Here is an 18,307-nt window from a genome sequence, read left to right as displayed (position 1 = left end):
TGTTCCTCCTCTATCTCCACTTATAGCAGTACTAAAATCATTAAAGACCAGCCCACTGCTAAAATCAATACTTGTAATTGAAGCAGTTTTGGGGCATGAACAGCCTTCTTCCGAGTCAAATGAAGACCGAACAAGGCACCGATGGCTCCTCCTGCATAGGCGTATAGGACATTAAAGTCACCTTTTCCTTGCGCATACTGTTTCGCTTGGATATAGGTGTAAACGTTCAAGATAATGAGCGCTAAGGCGACGATCGCAACAACCGATTGATTCATACGCTTTCCTCCTTCTCTTAATTCTAAGAAATTCTAAAGAAAAAAGAAAGCGCCGAGAGAGTGTCTCGGCGCTGTCGATTGAACGATTACGCGTTCAATTTTGATTTAGCTGTTTCAGCGAGTGACGCGAATGCCTGTGCATCTGTCACAGCAAGCTCAGCAAGCATCTTACGGTTGATGTCGATTCCTGCAAGCTTAAGGCCGTGCATCATACGGCTGTATGAGAGACCGTTTGTACGTGCTGCCGCATTGATACGTGTGATCCAAAGACGACGGAAATCACGTTTCTTCTGACGACGGTCACGGTAAGCGTACATGAGTGACTTCATGACCTGTTGTTTTGCTACTTTAAATAGAATGTGTTTCGAACCAAAGTATCCTTTGGCAAGTTTAATTTGCTTTTTACGACGTTGACGAGTCGTATAACCGCCTTTTACGCGTGGCATATGGATTCCCTCCTAAATTGTTTCTGTATTACTTCGCGATCATGTTGCGAATGCGTTTGAAGTCTCCAGCTGATACGATAGCGCCTTTACGGAGCTTACGTTTCGCTTTAGTCGATTTGTTTGCGAACAAGTGACTTGTGTAAGCGTGTGAACGCTTGAGTTTACCTGATGCTGTACGTTTGAAACGTTTTGAAGCACCGCGGTGCGATTTCATTTTCGGCATGAGTATTTCCTCCCCACTGAGAATCGATAATTAATCTTCTTTGTTCGGAGCCAGCACTAAGAACATGCTGCGTCCTTCCATCTTCGGCTTTTGTTCAACTGTTGCCAAATCGGCACATTCCGCTGCCATTTTGTCCAAAACACGTTTCCCGATTTCCGAGTGTGTGATGGCACGTCCGCGGAAACGAATCGAAGCCTTCACTTTGTTTCCTTTTTCAAGGAACTTGCGTGCATTACGCAATTTTGTTTGGAAATCGTTGTCCTCGATTGTTGGACTGAGACGTACTTCTTTCATTTGGATGACTTTTTTTTTTTTTTGCGCTTCTTTCTCCTTTTTCTGGAGTTCGAAACGGTACTTCCCATAATCCATAATTTTAGCGACCGGTGGATTTGCTTTATCCGCGACTAAGACGAGGTCTAGTTCCGCTTCTTCAGCTAAACGTAACGCATCGTTACGTGATGTCACACCGAGTTGTGCACCGTCTGCGCCAATGAGACGTACTTCACGGGCACGAATGTTTTCGTTGATAAAGAGCTCTTTGCTAATGGTTAGCACCTCCATCGTGCGATTGCACGAGATTTAGATTGACAAGACAAAAAGGCAATAAAAAAAGCGTCGGCAGTTTCCCACCCACACATCAGTTGAGGTCATAAAACGGCAGACGATGCCGAATGAACCAAGAACTTGATGGACCTGCCTGATGACTCTCAGACGAGGTGAAAAGCGGGTGCTTCTGCTTTGTTGTTTTTAATCACTATGTCATCTTAGCACTAGCAGGAAAAGATGTCAAGATATCGCGCATGAATAATTGGTAGCTCACACTTTTATGATGATACCAGTCATTCTCTCGTTTCGCAATACCTTTTCAAAGGGAATAATGAAATATCAAAGGAGGGATCGACATGAACTGGCGAAAAGATGTATCGCGAGAGCATGACTACCATGATCAAGTCCAGCAGATTGTCAGTAAGACGATGCAAGCACATGGGCAAGAAGACGAAAAATTACAGGCGGTATTAACAGACCTATTAGAAGAAATGAATCGCATTACTTTAAAAATCGTCGATGACCATGAGTCGGCTCAAAATTATATCCATAAACGGTGGTACTGAAACAACCCCACACCATGATCTTTGCGATGATTAAGACAAAAACGATAGAAGACGCCTGTCTCAACTTGATTGAAACAGACGTCTTTTTTAATTACTTCGCATATACCATTTGACCACCTAGGTGACCTGCATAAGCAAGTAGTCCGGCTCCGACGAGGGCAACGACAAAACTCAGTGTAATCCACAGCTTCCCTTTTGCACGATATCCGATTGCGAGCAAGACCACTGTGATGCCAAATGCAATCAAGCTGTACAGGGCAAAATGTTCATGGTTTTCAATCATCGCTTCTGTCACCGATGGCAGATTCGCTTCCGCATACTCTTCCGCACTATCCCCTGACAAGAAAGCTACTGCACCGGACAATAATCCTGCAACCAATGTGATGAGCGCAAACAATCGAAAACTTGTCCATTTGAAACTGATCAAAATCAATAGTGTACCAAACAACAGTAGACCGATTGGTGCGTGCACGAGCAATGGATGTAATGGGACTCCACCGAGCATAACAATTCCTCCTAAGATGTGATCAACTATTATGAAAGTTGTATACCCGATTCCATCATACGTTTATCCACTACTCCACTATTTCATCATGTCACATCATCAATTTGTAAGCGATTTGAAGAAGTTACCAATGGCCTCAAACAATCGGGCAAAGAATCCTTTTACTTCTTCTTGTTCGAGGAATGCCTGCACATCTTGACCCGCATCTTTCAATCCACTACTGATCGCTGACCAATCAAGATTTGCTTGCTGCATGTTTTCGAATAGCGTCGTCAGTTGATCGAGTTGACCCTCAGACAACTGAACGTTATTTTGATTCAATACTTGAATGACGATGTCACGAATCTCAATATTTGTCTCTGGCATCTGATTTGCGATTTCCGCTTTAATCTCGTTCATGAGACCTGCTACGTCCTCTTGTCCGACTGTCTTACCGATTTCAGACGTGACCGCCAGCTCTTCTTGCGCCAATTCTTTTCGTTCATCCGACAGTTCAATCCCGGTCTCGGCCGCGGTCTGATCATATGCCTTCATAATTCCCGTCAAGGCCGAGGTACCCGTCACGTTAATCGGTGACGTGATATAAATATCGGCATCCGTCACACCCGCCGTGACGAGGGCGTTCGCATACATATCTTTCGTGACCCACGTCACGTTTTCCGTCTGAATATCAAGACCAGTCCCGTTCGTCAACTTGATTCGGGCAGACGAGTACATGCCGCCTCCACGCTGTGCTTGCGGGACCGAATCACCTAAATACTTTTCTTCATCTGCGGCAGTCGCGATAATGGGTTCGATTCCTTCTGGGGCATCCATACGCTCAAGTACCCATTTTTGTTGCTCTGAAGATAATGATTCACCAAGGGTTACAATCGTATCATTGACGATTGCCTCCGCTCCGACTTTCGGAAGCGCTCCTGTGAACGCAACCGCTCCAATAGTAAGTGCCAATACTGGCTTCATATAATTCATTAAGTATCACTCCTTACGTTTACGATACGTGTAGATGACCAAATACACATCCGTATATAGACCGAAAAAAACCACCTTTCTGGTTGGAAAGGTGGTCCCTCACTTAACGTGAACGGTTCGCAATCTCATCTGTGAGCGATGCGATGAATTCATCAAGTGAAGCAGAAACTTGTTCCTGCTGACCGTAGCGGCGAATATTGACCGCACGCTCATCTCGCTCTTTATCGCCAAGAACGAGCGTCATCGGAATCTTCTTCATTTGTGCTTCACGAATCTTATAGCCTAGTTTCTCGTCACGGAGATCCGTTTCGACACGAACACCACGTTTGACAAGTTCTGCTTTCACTTCTGCGACGTATTCGTCGTGGACGTGTGAAACCGGGATCAACTTGACTTGGACCGGTGCGAGCCATGTCGGGAACGCGCCTTTATACTCTTCAATCAAGTAAGCGACAAACCGTTCCATCGTCGAGACGACACCACGGTGCAAGACGATTGGACGATGGTCCTTACCGTCTGGCCCAGTGTATGTCAAATCGAAACGTTCCGGAAGCAAGAAGTCGAGTTGGACAGTCGAGAGCGTCTCCTCTTTCCCAAGTGCCGTCCGTACTTGTACGTCAAGTTTCGGTCCGTAAAATGCCGCTTCGCCTTCTGCTTCGAAGTACGGAAGTTCGAGCTCGTCCATCGTTTCCTTCAACTGACTTTGTGCCATTTCCCAAATGGCATCGTTATCGAAATACTTCTCTTTATCAGCAGGATCGCGATACGAGAGACGGAAACGATAATCTTTTATGCCAAAGTCAGCGTATACTTCTTGAATCAAATGAACGATGTCTTTGAATTCTTGCTTCATCTGTTCAGGTGTAACGAACGTATGTCCATCATTCAATACCATATAACGAACACGTTGTAGACCTGTGAGCGCCCCTGACATCTCGTAACGGTGCATCCCGCCAAGCTCAGCGATTCGAAGTGGAAGTTCGCGGTACGAACGTGGCTCATGTTTGTAGATTGTCATGTGGTGCGGGCAGTTCATCGGACGAAGGACGAGTTCTTCGTTGTCCATCTCCATTTTCGGGAACATGTCGTCTTGATAGTGATCCCAATGACCAGATGTCTTATACAAGTCGACCGAACCGAGAACCGGTGTGTAGACATGTTGATATCCGAGTTCGAGTTCTTTATCAACGATGTAGCGCTCGACCGTACGACGAATCGCAGCCCCTTTCGGAAGCCACATCGGAAGCCCTTGACCGACTTCTTGTGAAACGAAGAAGAGGTCGAGTTCTTTCCCGAGTTTACGATGGTCGCGTTCTTTCGCCTCTTCAAGAAGACGCAAGTGTTCAGCGAGTTGTTCTTTCGTCGCCCACGCTGTCCCGTAAATACGCTGTAGCATCTTATTGTCTGAGTCCCCGCGCCAGTAGGCACCAGCCACGCTCATCAATTTGAAGATTTTCAACTTCGATGTTGACGGGACGTGAGGTCCACGGCAAAGGTCAAAGAACTCACCTTGATGATAGATTGTAAGGGTTTGATCAGCAGGAATGTCCTCAATCAACTCAATCTTGAGCGGATCTCCCAATTCTTTATAACGAGCGAGCGCCTCGTCACGGGAAACGACTTCACGTGTGATTTCTAAGTTTTCGTCGACGATGCGTTTCATCATCTTTTCGATTTCAGGAAGGTCTTCCTCATTGATGCGACGATCCATCTCGATATCGTAATAGAACCCGTTCTCAATCGTCGGTCCAATTCCGAGATAGATGTTGTTGTCTTCTCCGTATAACCGTTTGATCGCTTGAGCCATCAAGTGCGCTGACGAGTGACGCATCAAATCAAGACCATCTTCCGAGTCCGGCATCACGAGTTCGATTTTGCCGTCATGTTCGATTGGACGACGATAGTCGATGAGTTCTCCGTCTAGTTTTGCTGCGATTGCCTTTTTACGAAGTCCCGGACTGATTGAGCCCGCGACGTCTTCTGCTGTGACGCCTGCATCAAATTCTTTTACCGCGCCATCTGGAAATGTTAATTGAATCATGTACATCTGTCCCCTCTCAAAAAATGAATATAAAAAAAGCCCGTCCCTCAAAAAGGGACGAGCTTTGATTCTCGTGGTACCACCCTCGTTCCCAAGCAATCTGCTTGGCTCGAACACACGATAACGAGTGTGAATCGCCGCACGATTGACCCGTACGGTGCTCTGAGGGAGTAAATCCATCGTCGTCGTTAGGAAGCTTCCACCGCCCTTCCCTCGCTAAAACTCGTCTCGATGATCCATATCCTCTTCTATGCATCCTTTATATGTTTCTTAGTATAGTCAACTCACCAAAGAAAAACAATCCTTTACCGACGGCGATTTTCACCCTTTAACTCAATTTGGGTCGTCGTCGTGGAAATACGTTGCATGAGTCGCTGTGCCTTCATTTTATTTTGCGGCGAACCATCGATTGAAAAGTGCGTCTCGAGTTCTTCTCCGCTAAAGTTTGAACTGTAGAGCGTCGGCAAGCGATGCATCATCCGATACTGAAGAATGATCCCGAACAATTCATCTCGTACCCACGGACTGATGGCTTCAGCTCCGATGTCATCAATCAGTAAGACTGGCACATGTTGAAACGACGTCAAGAAAGAGTCGAACGACTCGGTACGAATTTTGCGTTTCGCCTCCGACACAAAGCCCGGAGCATGGACTAGAATCGTTTCGATGTCCGCCACCTTCAACTCATTGGCGATTGCGGCGAGTAAATATGTCTTCCCGACGCCAAAACTACCATGGAGATAGAGGCCGTTCACTTTTTGACGAGACTTCATCCCTGTTACAAATCGCATCGCTTCACGCAATGCGATTTTACGCGCGTCGTCGCCCCAATCGAAAGATTCGAAACTCGCCTCGCGAACTTCTTCCGGTAAAAACAAACTTTTGAATTTACGGTCCATTTCTTTTTGTCGTCTCGCCTGGCGATGTGCGACCGTTTCTTCATATCGAATTGCAATCTGTCCTAAATCGACATAAAGTACCGGTTGATGGCCTGGGATGACGGCCTGATCTTCTCTGAACGTTTTTCCATCCATCTGTTCCGCGTACTCACTCAGTTTGGTAAACCCGATTTCAATCGCCTTCTCCTCTAACTCTGGATGAGCGTTCAAAAATGCGATGACACCCGGGTGGTTCAGTGTACGTCTGCGAATCGACTCGTACGCCTCCCGAACTTCTTTTCGGTTCATCAACTGAGACAGCGACTGATTGATTCGTTCCATCCCCTCACCCCTTCTCTTTCAATTCATTTAATAGTTTCACAAGTTCCGCGTCATCCGGTACGGACGACTCGAGTTCTTTTTTCCTCGCTTGGTCGTATGAGCGCTGTTGTTTCGCCTCGTCCTCGAGCCATTTCGGCATATCCCCTTGTTGGGGTTTCCGTCGTGACCCGACTGTGGTGCGTTGCACACTCTCACGTTTTTGCTGTTTCTTCTCGATGAGCGCATCTTGAGATTCTTCACGCTCTAGCGCTTCTTTTGCATTCGTATAGCCCGCTGTTTTCCAACTCGTCGCAATGCGCAAGACATAGTTCTCGCTCAGCCGCGTCTGCTTCTTCACTTCGATACAGTAATAGAAGAGCGCATTGATGACCCCTGGCGCGAGACCGAGTGTGTCGACGAGTTCAATGACTAACTGTTCATCACTTTTTGTAAGTTGCGGGGTCTTCCGAAGCGTCGAGACATATTGATGTGGGTGTGCGGACTCCATCACTTCGGGATCATGCAAATCTCCTAGTTTCGTCTGTTCAAGTTCGACGGTCTTCTCTTTCCGGTGGCGCGTCTGTTTCTTCTTCAACTGCAGAACCATTTGACGACAACCGTCCCGCTTCTCTTGTTCGCTGAGTGGCAGGTACGCCTCATGTACGAAATATTCTTTCAACATTTCCGCCATCGTCTCTTCATCGAGTTGTGACACGTAGGCCAATTTTGTGATCGTTTCGTCTAATTTTTTCGTGAAAAATCCAACTGGAAAATTCGTCAGTTTTTTCACAATTTCCATATCGAACGAATAGTTGATCTCAATCTTAGCCCGGTCCGGCTTTTCATAATTTTTTTGTGTGAACGCACGATGGTTCACTCCTTTGACATCAAATACTTCATTGAAATCCTTTGTCACTTCGACGATGCCTGCGGGCAACGGATCAATCGTAAAACGCCCTTGCAGTTGTTTGAATCGTACTTCCCCGACTTTATAGAAGAGGAAACTCGACAGTAACCCATCATTCAAAAACGTGTGCGGTGCAAGCGGAACACGTAACTGATAAACGTATTGTGTCAATCGAGCGTCTTTTGTTTTATAGGTTCGCACTAATCCGATCGCTTCTAAGCGGAACAAACTGTCCATTAACTCATTGATGGAGAACTCCAACATCTCACACAATGCACTATGGGACATATAGTTGGATTTCATTTTGCCCGGTTTTAGTTCGCTCCATAACGTTTGATAGAGTGCGAGCGCCTTCACCCCGATGACAGGTTGATATAAGTGGTAAAGGGACTGGTACGATTCACGGTCGACTAGACCGGTACTCATGATTAACAATTCGTCCGTCCCAAAGATTGTACGTTCTTTCTCCATGGCTCTCTCCCTTGAAAAAGGGCGACCAGCAGGCCGCCCTTTAGTTGGTCGAATTTTCTTGCTTCATTAAATCTTCAAGTTCTTTAAAGAACACCGTGATGTCTTTGAATTGACGATAAACCGATGCAAACCGAACATATGCGACTTCATCGACTCGTGCAAGTTCATTCATCACAAGCTCGCCTACTTGTTCACTTGGAATTTCTGACTGGGCGAGGGCACGGAGTTGCTGTTCGACTTTCGTCACAACCCCTTCGAGCTGTTCAAGTGTGACAGGTCGTTTCTCGCACGCCCGAATAATGCCGCGAAGCACTTTTTCACGACTTAACTCTTCACGATTTCCATCTTTTTTAACAATGATGAGCGGTGTCTGTTCAACCGTCTCAAACGTTGTAAACCGATACCCACATTTTTCACATTCACGACGACGTCGAATCGAATAATGGTCTTGCACCGGACGGGAATCGAGCACTCTCGTTCCATTATGATCACATTTCGGACAACGCATGCTCAAACCTCCTTATCGTTCGACTGTTTTATTACCAATGGCACGTAACGGGAATTGTTGCGTGAGCGCCTCGTAGTAGTGCGATACAATTTGCGAGAGGTCTGCACCGAGTCGCTGTTCACGGTTTAATGTAAAATCGACAGCCGTCCGGCCGCCATCCACTTGTACAATCGTGATGAGCCCGTCCCAGCCTTCTCCGAGAAACGAAAGTTCTCCTCGATTCGCATCGATTCGACGAACCGTCTGACCGTTCTCTTGAATTTTTCCTTCTAACCATTGCAACATCGCATGTGACGATGCCGCATAGTAACGTGTTTGGAGCATTTCATTTTTATGTGTATCTTTCGTTTCAATATGTGTTTGTAACTTATCTAACAGTCCCATAATCCACCTCAACGCCTGAGTTATATACGTTAAGCATATCAAAATTAAGGCGACAACAAAACAATTAAAAGGGCTGACCGTTAAACGGTCAGCCTCAAAAGGTCAATCTGATTTATTTGCTGATTGCCACTTGCGCTTCCGGAACACGAATTGGTCCCATTCCACGCTCAAGTTTCACATCTTCACGTACTTTTGCATCCAATCCTTCAGCAATATACTGCGATGCTGTAGCCGGATCGATTCGATCTCCACATGTAAACACGTCAACTGACGCATAGCCATGTTCTGGGAAACTGTGAATCGTTAAGTGTGATTCTGAAATGATGACGACTCCACTTACACCGTGTGGCGCAAATTTGTGGAATGCAACTTCGCGGACTTCAGCGCCCGAACGAAGAGCAGCATCGACGAACAAACGCTCGATGTAGTCGATATCATTCAATTTGTCGGGATTGCACTCCCAAAGTTCTGTAATAATGTGACGTCCCATAGTATCCATATTAGTGGATCCCCCTTTACATCAATGGTCTCAAAGTAGTTGATGATCACTCACTTTGTGCCTGAATCGCCCACAACCACGGGGGCAAGTTAGTCCTAAGAGGTCCTAACCCTTTAAGTTGCGTTTGTCAGACCAATTGAAGTTCACGAAATTGAGTGTAACGTGTTTGGGACGTCGTTACAAGACATTTGATAAAAAAATCTAAAAAATATTTCTCCGCACGTAATATTTTTTAGGCGTGTGTTTCTTGTTGCCCGATTTGAAGATAGCTGGCCACCATATCCAACAAGTCCACGACACGGCATGAGTAGCCCCATTCATTGTCATACCATGCGAGTACTTTGACATGATTCCCTCCGAGTACCATCGTCGAATCCATGTCGATAATCGACGAGCGATCGTCCCCGTTAAAATCGATAGAGACGAGCGGTTCGTGAGAAACGCCTAAAATACCCGTCATTTCTCCATACGCTGCCCGTTCAAACGCTTCATTGACTTCATCGACCGTAACATCTCGGTGGAGTTCGACGACCAAGTCGACAAGTGATACGTTCGGAGTCGGTACACGGAGTGCCATTCCGTTTAACTTCCCTTGTAGTTCCGGCATCACCAGACCAATCGCCTTAGCCGCTCCCGTTGATGTCGGGATGATGGAACTGCCACACGCACGCGCGCGCCGCAAATCTTTATGCGGGTTGTCAATATTGTTCTGGTCGTTCGTATAGGCGTGTACCGTCGTAATCAGTCCCGTCTCGATACCGAACGTCGAATGCAAGACCTTCACGACAGGTCCGAGACAGTTCGTCGTACACGATGCGTTTGAAATGATATGGTCTTCCTCCGGGCGATAGTCACGATCATTGACCCCCATCACGATCGTGCGTAAGTCCCCTTTACCCGGTGCGGTCAAAATCACTTTTTTCGCGCCTGCCTCAAGATGAAGTCTTGCCCCGCTATCGGAGTTAAACTTCCCGGTCGCTTCGACGACGATGTCGATTTCAAGGTCAGACCAAGGCAACCGTGATGGATCACGTTCCGAAATAAGTTCAATCCGTTTCCCATCGACTTCGAGCGCATCCCCATGCGCACGTACTGTCAATCCGAATGGACCGTGAATCGAGTCATGTTTAATAAGATGCGCAAGTGTTTCCGCCGGATAACTTGCGTTAATCGCCACCACTTCATGACGTCCCTCGAGCATCAATTTTCGAAATACCATTCTTCCGATTCGACCAAATCCGTTAATTGCCACTTTTGTCCCCATGATAGATCCCCCTTTTTCTACATTACGGTTTCATTATAACGGATAGCTGTAAGCGTTTTCACTATGATTCGTCACATTTTTTTCTTTTTTCTTTGTTTATTTTTTGAAAATGAGGGAAATTTCTTGGCGTAACAGACAAGAGAAAGGAGGCGTCATGATGTTTGATTGGGGAGATATCGATAAATTCTTTATTTCGTTCTTTATCATTTTACCGATTGTGACGTTAATTCATGAGCTTGGTCACTTCTTCTTCGCAAAGTTGTTCGGCGGCTCACTCGATATGCAAATCGGTACCGGGAAGAAACTATTTAAAGTAGGTCGTTTACAAGTAAATCGTGTTTATTTTTACGATGCATGGTGCCAGTTCACTGATTTAAAATGGAGCAACAAGGTCACCCGTACGCTAGTCTATGGCGGTGGAGCCATTTTCAATTTAGCGAGCATCTTAATCGTCAACGCGTTCATTCTTCGACGAGATATTGAACCGACACTCTATACGTATCAGTTCGCCTATTTCTCGTTCTACTATATCTTCTTCTCACTCTATCCCATCTATTATTCGAACGGTCATCCTAGTGATGGACGTGCGATTTAAAATACATGGAAAAAAGGGTCTCCAGAATCCGATCCATTAAACTAAAAAGAAGGCGATATCAGTCGCCTTCTTTTTGTATCGTTTGAAACTGTTCGACCAGACGATTGATTTGTGGAGGAAGGTCCCCTAATGCCCCATTATTGTTTATGAGGAAATCCGCCTGGTGCTTTTTATCTTCAATTGGAATCTGTGAACGAATACGGGCTAACGCCTCTTCTTTCGTCAATCCATTCCGTTCCATGAGACGCATCAGTTGAATCTCTTCACGGCAATAGACGACGACGGAATAATCAACCAGATCGAGCATCGTTCCTTCAAACAGTAACGGAATATCAAAAATGACGACAGGTTCCCCCGATGCCTCATACGTTCGCATTTGCTCATTCATTTCTTCTCGAATCGCTGGATGCATCAATTGATTCAATTGCTGACGTTTTGCTTCATCATGGAAGATTTCCCGACCGAGCGCAGGACGGTTCAGCACGTCGCCCACAAAACATTTTGGAAATGCGGCCCTTACCCCTTCAATCGCCTTTCCTCCTGGTTCAACGACCGTCCTTGCAATCAAATCGGCATCGATAATCGGAATGCCTCGTTCTCGAAACAGTCGCGATACCGTAGACTTCCCGGTTGCAATTCCACCAGTCAATCCAATCTTCAACATACACGTCCACCCCTTAACGTTGTTGACAGTGCGGACAGTAATGCGTACCTCGCCCGCCCAATTTCATCTTTTCAATTTCATGTCCGCATCGGCGGCACGCTTCTCCGGTCTGTCCATATACGTAGAGCCTCTCTTGAAACGTTCCTGTGGCGCCATCTGGATTGGCATAACTGCGAATCGTACTACCTCCACGCTCAATAGCCTCAGTCAAGACAGCAACGGCTTCAGTCCGCACACGGTCGACTTCTTCATGGGACAAACTTGCGGCCGGTCGTGTCGGATGGACACCCGCACGAAACAACGTCTCATCTACATAGATGTTACCTAATCCAACAAAGATGGACTGATCGAGGAGGGCGGTCTTAATCGCGCGTGTCTTCATGCGCTCTAAACGTCGGTGTAACATCTCGGTTGTCACACGCTCGTCAAACGGCTCGTACGCAAGTAATGAGAGCGGTGGTGTGGTATGAATCGTTTCATTCGTCCGCAACTCCATCGTACCGAATTTACGGACATCATTATAGTGTAGAGTCGATTGGTCCGTAAACGTAATCACGATATGTGTATGTTTTACCGGTTCTGTAATGGAGTCATAAGGGAAAAACTTCCCTTCCATGCGAAGATGGGAGACGAGATACCCGTTCGTCAATTTGAATAAGATGAATTTCCCCCGACGTTCCACATCCGTAATCGTTTCTCCAATCAAATGGTGAACCCATTCTTCGGGGTCGAGCCCGCGGATAATTTTAGGGTCGAGGACATCGACAGACTGAATCGTTTTTCCTGAAACGGCAGGTCGCAACCTACGACAGACCGTTTCGACTTCTGGTAATTCTGGCATACTGATTTCCTTTCTATCCGTTTATTTCGTATCAAACCATGTCGTTCCAACCGCTCCGTCCGCACGTAACGGGACATCAAGTGTGACCGTATGTTCCATCGCTTCGGTCACGAGTTTCTCTAATGCTTCCATCTCTTCGGCCGGACCTTCGAATATCAATTCATCGTGTACTTGTAACAACAGCTTAGATTGAAGTTTTGACGTGTTTAACGCATGATCGACATCAATCATCGCTTTTTTTATAATGTCCGCTGCCGTTCCTTGAATCGGTGTGTTGATTGCGGTACGTTCAGCAAACCCACGCAAGTTGAAATTACGAGAATGGATGTCCGGGATGTTCCGGCGTCGTTTCAACATCGTCTCGACGAACCCGTGTTCACGTGCCCGTTCAATCGCGGCATCCATGAACGTCTTCACCCCAGGGAACTGTTCAAAGTACGTATCGATAAAGGTCTGCGCTTCTTTCCGTGTAATCCCTAGATTTTGTGAGAGTCCATAATCACTGATGCCATAGATGATTCCGAAGTTGACGGCTTTTGCTTGACGACGCATGAGTGACGTAACTTCTTCAGTGGAAACTTTAAACACGTTCGCCGCCGTCGACGTATGAATATCCTCATCGTGAAGGAAGGCTGCCATCATCTTCTCATCTTGTGACATATGTGCCATGATGCGCAGTTCGATTTGAGAGTAATCGACCGCATAGAGTACCCATCCCGGTTCACTCGCGGTAAACGCTTTACGGATGCGACGCCCTTCTTCTAATCGAATCGGAATATTTTGAAGGTTCGGGTTAACCGACGAAAGCCGTCCCGTTTGAGTAAGCGTCTGTGTATAACGCGTATGAATCTTGCCATCATCCTTCACGACTTTCTGCAAGCCTTCGACATACGTGGACTGAAGTTTGCCAAGTTCACGATAATGCATGATTTTCTCAATGATCGGATGAAGCGGTGCCAATTTTTCGAGGACATCCGCTGCCGTTGAGTATCCTGTTTTCGTCTTTTTCACAGGAGGGAGTGACAGTTTTTCAAATAATACGACCCCTAACTGTTTCGGTGAGTTGATGTTGAACGGTTCCCCGGCTAATTCATGAATCGTGACCTCAAGTGCATTTAGACGTTCACGCAGGTCCGTTTCCATATGTTGAAGCGTTTCGACATTTACGTGGATACCAGCCCACTCCATCTCGGCCAATACGGAGACGAGTGGTTTTTCAAGCGCCTCATAGAGTTCTGTCTGTTCATTCTCTTTCAACTCCGAAACAATGCGTTCAAACAATGTATAGATGGCGTACGCCTTTTCTGCGAGATGAGCATGAAAAACATTCTCTTCCGGCACCTTGATTTTTGCACCTTTTCCGTAGACCGTTTCATCTTCCTCAAGAGGATACGTAAAGTGTGCGGCAATCGAGCTGAGAGACGTCCCACCAGATAGGTTGAGCAAATACCCTGCGACAAGCAGGTCTTCATACCCACGCAGTGCCAATTGGTGACGTTTCAATTGAATAATTGTCTGCTTCGCATCGAGACAAATCGTCGTCTTCGTCTCGTTTTCGATCCATTCTTTGACCCGTTCGTCCTCAAGAAGCGTCACATCTCCAATCGTGACACCTCGTTCCGATGCGATCGCCACTCCAATCACGTCTTCTTCAAAATAATCATCGTGCAACTGTTCAAGCATTAACACAGCTCGCGATAAATCTTGATCAGCCAACGCGATTGTTGGTCGCTCCGCTTTTTCAACCGGTTCTTCTGAAGAGGTATCCGTCAGTTTGCCGATGAGTGACTTGAACTGTAAATCCATAAATAACGTTTTGACGAGCGAAGCGTCATATGGCTTAAAGAGAAGTTCATCCATCGTCACATCAATCGGTACATCCGTGTAAATGGTCGCCAACTGTTTCGACATTTTCGCTTCTTGTTCATTCGCCTCTATTTTTTCCTTTTGCTTCCCTTTCAACTCATCCGTATGTTCGTAAAGGGCCTCGACGGTACCATATGTGGCAATCAACTTCAGTGCCGTCTTTTCCCCGACCCCTGGAATACCAGGGATGTTGTCGGATTTATCTCCCATTAATCCTTTTAGATCAATCATCTGAATCGGTTGTAGTCCGTCGTAACGTTCATTGAACGCGGTCACGGTCATTTTCTCGACTTCGGTGATGCCTCGCTTCGTCAAATAGACCGTCACACGTTCATTGATCAATTGAAGTAAATCCTTATCCCCCGTCACAACCGTCACCTGATCAAAGGTCGGGTCTTTTGAGAGCGTCCCGATGATATCATCCGCCTCGTATTGGTCAAGCTCTAAGACAGAGATGCCAAACGCCCGACAAACGTCACGCACGAGCGGAAATTGTTCACGCAATTCTCCCGGTGTCTTTTGACGTCCACCTTTGTATTCCGCGAACGTATCGTGACGGAACGTTTTCTTTGACGCATCGAACGCCACAGCAAAATGAGTCGGTTGCTCATCTTCCATTAGTTTCAATAACATCATCGTAAACCCATACACTGCATTCGTATTCCGACCTGACGCATCCGACATCGGAGGCAGTGCAAAAAACGCACGATATGTTAAGGAGTTCCCATCAAGGACTAGTAGTTTATTCATTCAATCGACCTCCATTCTTCTCTTCAACCATCATACCATACGGGTACATGCGTTCGAAAAAAAAGACCCTTTTCTACGAATAGAAAAGGGCCAAATTCTCGATCGTGTGGAGATGAGCACCGATCGAGTCACGAGATGATGAAGAGGTCTCATTCATAGGATAGCAAGGTTTTGTAAAGTAAATATGAACGAACGATAAAGTCATTGTTAAACCCGAGGGAATGTAATGGCAAACGTCGTTCCTTTGCCTTCCTCACTCTCTACGTCGATCGTGGCATGATGCAAATCGATGATGTGTTTCACGATGGCGAGTCCGAGGCCAGTTCCACCCGAGTTCCGGCTTCTTGCCTTATCGACACGATAGAAGCGCTCAAAAATACGACTCACTTCTTTTTTGGCGATCCCGATTCCGTTGTCCTTGACGCGAAGTTTATAAGAATCTGCCTTTGCTTCCACGGCGATTTCGACACGACTTCCTTCGGGTGAATAGTTGATGGCGTTGGCGACCAAGTTCATGATGACTTGCTTCATTCGGTTCAGGTCCGCTTGCAAGACGACCGTCCCCTCGTGTTTCGTTTCTAGCTGAATCGACTTCTTGCTCGCCTTTTGACTGAGCAGGAGACAGACCTCATCGACGAGCTGATTCAGATCGACGGACACCAACTCCATTTGGAAGTCATCCCGCTCCAATCTCGACAATTCAAGGAGATCCTCAACAAGCATCTGCATCCGTGTCGCTTCTTTCTGGATGATGTCTAAAAACTGGTCTCGAAGTTCCGGGACTTCTTTCGCCCCATCAAGAAGCGTCTCACTAAACCCACGTATGGATGTGAGCGGTGTCTTCAGTTCATGACTGACGTTCGCCACGAAATCTTTCCGCATCTTCTCAAGTCGTTTCAGTTCCGTGATATCGTTAAACAGTAACGTCGTGCCGCGAAGCATCCCGGTGTCACTGAAAATCGGTGCTGCGGATACCATATACGTTTTTTGTTTTAATCCCGTTCGAATCGATAACTGACGGCGGTGGACCTCTTCCGTCAGATAAACGTCTTCGATCAGTGTTTCTACTTCAGGACTCGGTAGAATCCCGTGATAAAATTGTCCAATCGTTAAATCATCGTATTGGAACATTTCACGATAAGAGCGGTTGACCAACGTGACAATCCCTCGCTCGTCGACGAGCAGAAGACCCGCCCCCATATACTCGATTAACGATTCGAGTCTCGCCCGTTGTACGGACTCCCCGAGAGAAATCGACTCCAAATTCCGGGCAAGCACGTTGATTGACCCTGCTAGGCTACCGGTCTCTTCATCATTTCTGAGTTCATACACACGGGCCCGATAATTCCCGTCCGCCAGTTCCCGCAAAACGATCGTCGCCTCATCGATTGGTCGAATAAATTGATTCGTCAAATGTTGGAGCACGAATAAAATTATGAAGAAGGAGAAGAAGAGCGCGAGGGCAATCGTCAACCAGATGCGATTGTACACCCCTTCTAAATCCGATACATAACGGATGAATGTTAAATAGACTGTCCCACCCGTCGCAAGTTCGATCGGTTTTGTGTATTGAATCAACTCGTCCTCATCCGCTTCACCGAACGTCCCTTCCTCAGGGACCATATTCGGATCAATTTTGTAATCGATGGACCCGACGCGAAACGGCGTGCCAGCGATTACCTCCATCCGACTATTGAGAAGGAGAATATCAAAGCTGCTTCCGTCATCGATTTGACCGACATACTCACGAATCTCGTCCAATGCGCCTCCCTCGAGGTAGAGGGCTGCCAATTGAGCATCTTCTTTTAGACGATCTCGTTCTGAATCCAGATAAAAGTCTTTGAAGAGCTGCCCAAGGACAATCCCGAGCGTCAGCAAGACAACGGTGACAAGAAAAATGAGAGTCGTCATAAATCTAGAGCGATACGTCTTCATTCCGAAGTCGGCTCCTCCATCTTATAGCCAAGACCGCGAATCGTTTTAATATAGGTCGGTTTCTTCGTTACCGGTTCAATTTTTTCACGAAGGTGACTGATATGGACATCAACAATCCGGGTATCACCCACAAAGTCATAATTCCAAATGGCCGATAATAATTGATCTCGCGTCAACACGCGTCCTTTATTTTTCGCCAAATAGGCTAACAATTCAAATTCTTTCGGCGTCAACTCGAGGCGCTCCCCTTGCTTGAACACTTCGTAGTTTGAAGTGACGATTTTAACATCTCCGATTTGAATGACGTCCTCTTCAACCGCCGATTCTTGCGGGGCAGAACGTCTAAGAATCGCTTTGACGCGCGCGACTACTTCACGTGGGCTGAACGGCTTCGTCAAATAATCGTCCGCTCCGAGCTCGAGCCCCAATACTTTGTCAAACTCATCATCTTTTGCCGTGAGCATTAAAATCGGTGTATTGACTTTTTGCTGACGGAGTCGTTTGCACACTTCAAGTCCATCCATCTCCGGCAGCATCAAGTCGAGCACGATGAGCACGGCGTCCTTTTTCTCAGCCAATTCCAATCCGGTTTTGCCATCGTGCGCCGTCTCTACTTCAAAGCCAGCCTGTTCTAAATTAAATTTCAATAATGTCGCAATCGATACTTCATCGTCGACAACAATTACTTTATCAGCCACACTGCTTCCTCCTCTTAAACCATCAAATGTCACTTTCTATTTTACAAATCAATGCTTGAAACGACCAACCTCAAAGCAAATCTTTACAAAAACAAAACAAATCCACTTTCAGTGTAGCATGTTCGATAAGAGAAAAAAAACAAAAAAGGTGC

General features: G+C 46.5%; 20 protein-coding genes. 2 read left to right on the top strand and 18 right to left on the bottom strand.

Features of this window, described 5'->3' with window-relative positions:
- Positions 1-20 precede the first annotated feature (20 nt).
- From BBB58_RS07585 to infC, 4 genes are all read right to left on the bottom strand, one after another.
- On the bottom strand, positions 21-275 hold the full coding sequence (locus BBB58_RS07585; RefSeq protein ID WP_074036543.1) for a hypothetical protein: 255 nt from the start codon (positions 273-275) through the stop codon (positions 21-23).
- An 86-nt stretch (positions 276-361) separates the two neighbouring features.
- Positions 362-721, bottom strand: coding sequence for a 50S ribosomal protein L20 (gene rplT, locus BBB58_RS07580; RefSeq protein WP_012726696.1), 360 nt, complete (start codon positions 719-721; stop codon positions 362-364).
- 28 nt (positions 722-749) lie between these two features.
- Complete coding sequence (gene rpmI / locus BBB58_RS07575) at positions 750-944, bottom strand: 50S ribosomal protein L35 (protein ID WP_012726697.1); 195 nt, start codon at positions 942-944, stop codon at positions 750-752.
- A 30-nt stretch (positions 945-974) separates the two neighbouring features.
- The gene (infC, locus tag BBB58_RS07570) at positions 975-1,505 is read right to left on the bottom strand and encodes a translation initiation factor IF-3 (protein WP_074036541.1); all 531 of its coding nucleotides are present in this window, start codon (positions 1,503-1,505) and stop codon (positions 975-977) included.
- A gap of 341 nt (positions 1,506-1,846) precedes the next feature.
- Between infC and BBB58_RS07565 the strand changes: the two genes are divergently transcribed.
- Complete coding sequence (locus BBB58_RS07565) at positions 1,847-2,056, top strand: hypothetical protein (protein WP_074036539.1); 210 nt, start codon at positions 1,847-1,849, stop codon at positions 2,054-2,056.
- A 91-nt stretch (positions 2,057-2,147) separates the two neighbouring features.
- Here the strand turns inward: BBB58_RS07565 and BBB58_RS07560 are convergent, their stop codons facing one another.
- The 9 genes from BBB58_RS07560 to BBB58_RS07520 all read right to left on the bottom strand — a co-directional run bounded on the left by BBB58_RS07560 (position 2,148) and on the right by BBB58_RS07520 (position 10,806).
- Positions 2,148-2,561, bottom strand: a complete 414-nt coding sequence (locus tag BBB58_RS07560) for a DUF2231 domain-containing protein (protein WP_074036537.1) — start codon at positions 2,559-2,561, stop codon at positions 2,148-2,150.
- A gap of 99 nt (positions 2,562-2,660) precedes the next feature.
- Positions 2,661-3,533, bottom strand: coding sequence for a DUF1002 domain-containing protein (locus BBB58_RS07555; RefSeq protein ID WP_084543060.1), 873 nt, complete (start codon positions 3,531-3,533; stop codon positions 2,661-2,663).
- 103 nt (positions 3,534-3,636) lie between these two features.
- Complete coding sequence (gene thrS, locus BBB58_RS07550; protein ID WP_074036535.1) at positions 3,637-5,580, bottom strand: threonine--tRNA ligase; 1,944 nt, start codon at positions 5,578-5,580, stop codon at positions 3,637-3,639.
- A 299-nt stretch (positions 5,581-5,879) separates the two neighbouring features.
- Complete coding sequence (gene dnaI / locus BBB58_RS07545; protein WP_074036533.1) at positions 5,880-6,794, bottom strand: primosomal protein DnaI; 915 nt, start codon at positions 6,792-6,794, stop codon at positions 5,880-5,882.
- Positions 6,795-6,798: 4 nt separating this feature from the next.
- Complete coding sequence (locus tag BBB58_RS07540) at positions 6,799-8,151, bottom strand: DnaD domain protein (protein WP_074036531.1); 1,353 nt, start codon at positions 8,149-8,151, stop codon at positions 6,799-6,801.
- Positions 8,152-8,191: 40 nt separating this feature from the next.
- Positions 8,192-8,659 carry a transcriptional regulator NrdR gene (gene nrdR, locus BBB58_RS07535; protein WP_074036530.1) on the bottom strand — a complete coding sequence of 156 codons (468 nt, stop codon included), beginning with the start codon at positions 8,657-8,659 and terminating at the stop codon, positions 8,192-8,194.
- Positions 8,660-8,671: 12 nt separating this feature from the next.
- Positions 8,672-9,043, bottom strand: a complete 372-nt coding sequence (locus tag BBB58_RS07530; protein WP_031423166.1) for a hypothetical protein — start codon at positions 9,041-9,043, stop codon at positions 8,672-8,674.
- A gap of 112 nt (positions 9,044-9,155) precedes the next feature.
- Positions 9,156-9,542, bottom strand: coding sequence for an adenosylmethionine decarboxylase (gene speD, locus BBB58_RS07525; protein ID WP_012726707.1), 387 nt, complete (start codon positions 9,540-9,542; stop codon positions 9,156-9,158).
- 232 nt (positions 9,543-9,774) lie between these two features.
- Positions 9,775-10,806, bottom strand: a complete 1,032-nt coding sequence (locus BBB58_RS07520) for a glyceraldehyde-3-phosphate dehydrogenase (RefSeq protein ID WP_074036529.1) — start codon at positions 10,804-10,806, stop codon at positions 9,775-9,777.
- A gap of 157 nt (positions 10,807-10,963) precedes the next feature.
- Here BBB58_RS07520 and BBB58_RS07515 point away from each other — a divergent pair, with 157 nt between their 5' ends.
- Positions 10,964-11,401, top strand: coding sequence for a site-2 protease family protein (locus BBB58_RS07515; RefSeq protein WP_074036528.1), 438 nt, complete (start codon positions 10,964-10,966; stop codon positions 11,399-11,401).
- Positions 11,402-11,459: 58 nt separating this feature from the next.
- On the opposite strand, the gene coaE is transcribed toward BBB58_RS07515, so the two are convergent.
- From coaE to BBB58_RS07490, 5 genes are all read right to left on the bottom strand, one after another.
- Positions 11,460-12,065, bottom strand: coding sequence for a dephospho-CoA kinase (gene coaE / locus BBB58_RS07510; protein WP_012726710.1), 606 nt, complete (start codon positions 12,063-12,065; stop codon positions 11,460-11,462).
- A gap of 13 nt (positions 12,066-12,078) precedes the next feature.
- Positions 12,079-12,906, bottom strand: a complete 828-nt coding sequence (gene mutM, locus BBB58_RS07505) for a bifunctional DNA-formamidopyrimidine glycosylase/DNA-(apurinic or apyrimidinic site) lyase (protein WP_074036527.1) — start codon at positions 12,904-12,906, stop codon at positions 12,079-12,081.
- A 21-nt stretch (positions 12,907-12,927) separates the two neighbouring features.
- Positions 12,928-15,522 carry a DNA polymerase I gene (polA, locus tag BBB58_RS07500; protein ID WP_074036525.1) on the bottom strand — a complete coding sequence of 865 codons (2,595 nt, stop codon included), beginning with the start codon at positions 15,520-15,522 and terminating at the stop codon, positions 12,928-12,930.
- Positions 15,523-15,729: 207 nt separating this feature from the next.
- Complete coding sequence (gene pnpS, locus BBB58_RS07495; RefSeq protein ID WP_074036523.1) at positions 15,730-17,457, bottom strand: two-component system histidine kinase PnpS; 1,728 nt, start codon at positions 17,455-17,457, stop codon at positions 15,730-15,732.
- Positions 17,454-18,155 carry a response regulator transcription factor gene (locus BBB58_RS07490; RefSeq protein WP_074036521.1) on the bottom strand — a complete coding sequence of 234 codons (702 nt, stop codon included), beginning with the start codon at positions 18,153-18,155 and terminating at the stop codon, positions 17,454-17,456. The genes pnpS and BBB58_RS07490 overlap by 4 nt, the downstream gene beginning before the upstream one ends.
- Positions 18,156-18,307: the final 152 nt, after the last annotated feature.

Source organism: Exiguobacterium profundum (assembly GCF_001909285.1).
GTDB lineage: Bacteria > Bacillota > Bacilli > Exiguobacteriales > Exiguobacteriaceae > Exiguobacterium > Exiguobacterium profundum.
Note: the sequence above shows the minus strand (reverse complement) of the source record. Positions and strands in the feature narration are given on the sequence as shown.